Raw genomic sequence first — 4,143 nt, forward strand, 5'->3', positions numbered from 1 at the left:
AAAACAACGGGAAAGCTGGCGATGAAGACGGTGAAAACGGGCGTGCCGTCGCCCGTGCCGAACCAGAGCATGGCCAGCACCAGCCAGGCGATGGGCGGCGTGCCCAGCAGCACCGTGACCCAGGGGCGGGCCATCATGGAAGCCGTCATGGAAACACCGGCGGCCACGCCCGCCACGCTGCCCAGGCCCACGGCCAGCGCCAGCCCGGCCAGCGCGCGGCGGGCGGAGATGGCCAGGGTGGGCCACAGCGGCCCGCCGCTGGCGGCGAACTGGCGCAGGGTGTCCGCCGTTTCCAGCGGGGTGGGCAGCACCAGCGGGCCATACAGGCCCGCGAGAAATTCCCACAGGGCCACGAGCAGCAACAGGCTGGCAATGGCCCCCCAGCCGCCCCACAGGTAGCCAGGCAAGGCAGCCAGCCAGGAGCGCAGCAGCGTCATGAAGCCAAAGCAGCCGCTGCCGGGGGCTGGTAATAAAAGGCGTCATCCGGCAGCTTGCCGCCAATCAGGCCGGGCTGCATTTGCGCGAGCTGCTGATAGAAAAACTCCAGCTCGGGGCGGGCCTGGCTGGCGGGCACGAGTTCGGCCTTGTCCACGCGCATGGCGTCGGCCACGGCTTCGGGCGTGAGCGTGTCGATGTGCTTGACCACCATCTTGCCGCACTCTTCAGGATGGGCCTTGCACCACTGAATGGCTTCGGCGTGCGCCTGCTGAAAGCGCTCGATGAGCGCGGCGTTGCCCAGCTGCCCGCCCAGCATGGCGATGCCCGCCTGCGGAATGCGCGGCGCGCGCCCCAGCAGGCGGCCCCATTCGGCCTGAATGTCGATGCCGCGATGCAGCTCCGGCGCAATGATGCTGACCGGAAAGGAGCCGCTTTTGCGCAGGCCCATCGAGACGGCCGGCTCGGCCAGCAGGGCGTTGTCGGTGCGGCGCATGAGCAGCAGCTGCATGGCTTCCATCGGCGTGGCCACGTAGCGCAGCTTCACGTCCTTGTCGGGGTCCATGCCCGCCTTTTGCGCCAGCAGGCGGAAGGTGCAGTCGGGCATGTCGCCCTTGAAGTGCATCGTGAGCTCCTGGCCCTTGAGGTCTTCAATGCGCTTGATGTTGGCGTCGCGCGTGAGCACCCACAGGATGCCCCAGATGGTGATGCTCAAAAGCTTCAGCGGCACGCCCTTGTTGTAGAGATTGGCGGGCACGTTGCTGGGCATGGCCAAAAAATCGGCCGATTTGTTCACGGCCATGGCGCGCAGCTGGTCGGGGCTTTTCCAGGAGACGAACTCCACTTGCTCGGCCACATCGGCCAGCGCCCCGCTTTCGGCCATGCGGATGAGCGGGTAGGACACGGTGGCGAACGGCCCGGCCAGCGTGAGTTTGGGAATGCGCCGGGCCGGTGTTGCAGCGGGTGTCGCGGCAGGTTGTTGCGCAAAAGCGGGCAGGGCCAGCGCCGCGCCAGCGGCCAGCAGGCGGCGGCGGCTCAATTTGGAATGACTCATGGTGCGTGCCTCGTTAAAAAAATCAGAAGTTCAGAGCCTCGGAGCCTGTTCGGGCCTGGACGGGGCGAAAGCGCCCGCCGGGTGCGGCCAGGGCCTGATGGCTTCACTCCTTTTTTGGGAGCAAATTCGAGGCCCCAAAAACGCCTCCATCGCACGGTTTTCCGGGCTTGGCTGCTATCAAAGCAATAGCGAAAAAACGGGGTTCCGGGGCGCTTGGGCGGCCCGCAAGCCGCTCACAGGCAGATTGTGGACAGGTTCACGGCACCCGCCCAAAGCCTGGCCGGAAAAAGGCGCAAGCGCCCGTCAAACGCAGCCGGGGCCGGATGGATGCCCCCCTTTTTTGGGAGCAAATTCGAGGCCCCGAAAACGCCTCCATCGCACGGTTTTCCGGGCTTGGCTGCTATTAAAGCAATAGCAAAAAAGCGGGATTCCGGAGCGCTTGGGCGGCCCGCAAGCCGCCCACGGACAGGCTTGGAGCAGGCTTTCAGAACCGGCCTTCCCACGACAGGCCAAAGCTGCGGCCCGGCGCTTTCACCTCCATGCCTGGCAGGCCCTCGGCCAGGTGCTCGTGGTAGCGCTTGTCACCCACGTTCCTGATGGCAAAGCGCAGCGACTGCTGCGGGGCAAAGCGCCAGGTGGCGCCGATGTCCACCACGCCGTAGCCGGCCGTGGCGTCTTCCGTGCCGCGCGCAAAACGCGTGGCCACGCGGCTTTGGCGGCGCACCAGGCGCACGCCCGCATCGGCCGACCAGGCGGGGGTCAAGCGCCCTTCCCAGGCCAGCGAAAGCTCGTCGGCGGGCATCTGGAACAGCGGCTCGTCATAGTCGCCATTCGTGCCGCGAATGCGCGTGTAGGCCGCCTGCAGCCAGTGGCCGGGCAGCATCTGCCAGCGCAGGCCCGCCTCAAAGCCGGTGAGGGTGGCGTGGCCCAGGTTCACCGTTTGCATGCAGTAGCGCGCCTGCTGCGCGCCGCAGGCGGCCACGGCGGCCGGGCCGGAAAGCTGCATGCCCGTGATGTAGTCGGAAATGCGGGTGCGGAAAGCGGCGACCTGGTAGCTGAGCTTGTCGCTCTCGCCCTTGAGGCCCAGCTCGAACTGCGTGGCCGTTTCGGGCTTGATTTGCGGGCTGCCCGCGTAATAAAAGCCGTTGCTGCGCGCGCCGGACTGGTAGCGCTCGCGCAAATCTGCCGCGCGGAAGGCGCGCGAGAGGCTGGCGTAGGGGCGCAGCAGGGGCGCGGCCTCGTACATCACGCCCAGGCTGGCGGAGGTGGCGCCGTCGCTGCGGTCCAGCCCCCGGGTGACGCTGCGGTTTGTCATGCTGGTGGCGCTGCCCTTGACGCGGTCATAGCGCAGGCCCGCCAGCACGTTCAGCTTGCCAAAGCGCATGTCGTCTTGCAGATACAGGCCCGTGGCCTGCACGCGGCCATGCGTGAAAGGCAGGTTGGGAACGAACTGCGTGAACTGTGGCGGGCGGCCCTGGCGGCTGTCGGGGCTGGCGGCCATGCGCCAGGCGTTCAGGCCGAAGGAAAGCAGATGCTGCGGGTGCGCCAGCCAGTCGGCGCGCGCATCCAGCCCGTTGGTGGCGAACGTCACGTCGTTGGTGATGATGTCGCGCCCCAGGCGCGAAGAGCGCACGTAGATGGTGCGGTGCATTTCCTGCCGGTAAATGCGCGCGTCCACATTCAGCGGATGGCTGCCCGCGCCCTTGCGGCTGTAGCCCACTTCATACAGGCGGCGCGTCTGGCGCGGCGAGTGGGTGGTGATGGCGCCCACGGCGGGCAGCGGGTGCGGGCGCGTCGCGCCGGGGTACCACACGTCGTCATCGCGGTGCTGCTGCACCGACACGCGCAGCTGCTGCGCGCCATCCAGCCGGTAGCGGTACTGGCCGATGAACGCGCCCGAGTCGTAACCCGTGTGCGCAACGCGGCCGCGCGGCTCCTCGTAATCCTTGTTGCGCGCCAGCGAAGCGCCCAGCATCAGCGCGTGATCGCCCTGGCTGAAGTGACCCACGCCCGCGCCGCGCAAGCCCCGGCTGGCCGAGTCATAGCCCGCGCTGGCATGGAACTTCACGCCCGGCTCAAAGCGCGCCTGCGGCAGCCGCACATTGACCGCGCCGCCCAAAGCGCCCGTGCCATACAGCACCGAAGCCGGGCCTTTCACCACTTCCACGCGATCGGCCAGCCCCAGCGACATGAACGAGGCCACGGCCCCCGCCGGCTGCGCGGAGTTGAGCCGCATGCCATCGACCAGCAGCACCACGCTGTCGCGCTTGAGGCCGCGAATCACCGGATTCATGCCCTGCGCGCCATCCAGCGAAACGGCCAGCCCCGGCTCGCCGCGCACGGCCTCGCCCACATTGCGCGCCTGCTTGCGCGACAAGTCTTCGCGCGTGAGCACTGTGGTGGCAATGGGCGTTTCGGCGGCATCGGCCGCGTAGCCCTTGGCCGTGACGGTGACAGTGGCCAGGCTGGCGTCATCCGACGGATCAGGCGGGCGGTTTTCCTGTGCGTTCAGTGCGCTTTGCGCGTGAACATGCGCGGCCAGCAGGGCGGCTGCGGCCAGGGCGATACGGGAAGGGCGGTTCATCTCGGTCGTACTCCTCATCAAACAAAGCAAATTACTTAAAGTTTATTGAAACTGTTGCGCAATGGCAATG

General features: G+C 67.4%; 3 protein-coding genes. All 3 read right to left on the minus strand.

The features are described 5' to 3' along the window. Positions 1–437 (minus strand): ABC transporter permease (locus QB898_RS12790; RefSeq protein ID WP_428982831.1); only part of this gene is annotated, 437 nt, incomplete at its 3' end. Beyond that, positions 434–1,489, minus strand: a complete 1,056-nt coding sequence (locus tag QB898_RS12795; protein ID WP_279525259.1) for an ABC transporter substrate-binding protein — start codon at positions 1,487–1,489, stop codon at positions 434–436. The genes QB898_RS12790 and QB898_RS12795, both read right to left, overlap by 4 nt. A 484-nt stretch (positions 1,490–1,973) precedes the next feature. After that, positions 1,974–4,073: a TonB-dependent receptor gene (locus tag QB898_RS12800; protein WP_279525260.1), complete on the minus strand. Its 2,100-nt coding sequence runs from the start codon at positions 4,071–4,073 to the stop codon at positions 1,974–1,976. Positions 4,074–4,143: the final 70 nt, after the last annotated feature.

It is taken from the genome of Ottowia cancrivicina (genome assembly GCF_029813755.1).
Taxonomy (GTDB): domain Bacteria; phylum Pseudomonadota; class Gammaproteobacteria; order Burkholderiales; family Burkholderiaceae_C; genus Ottowia; species Ottowia massiliensis.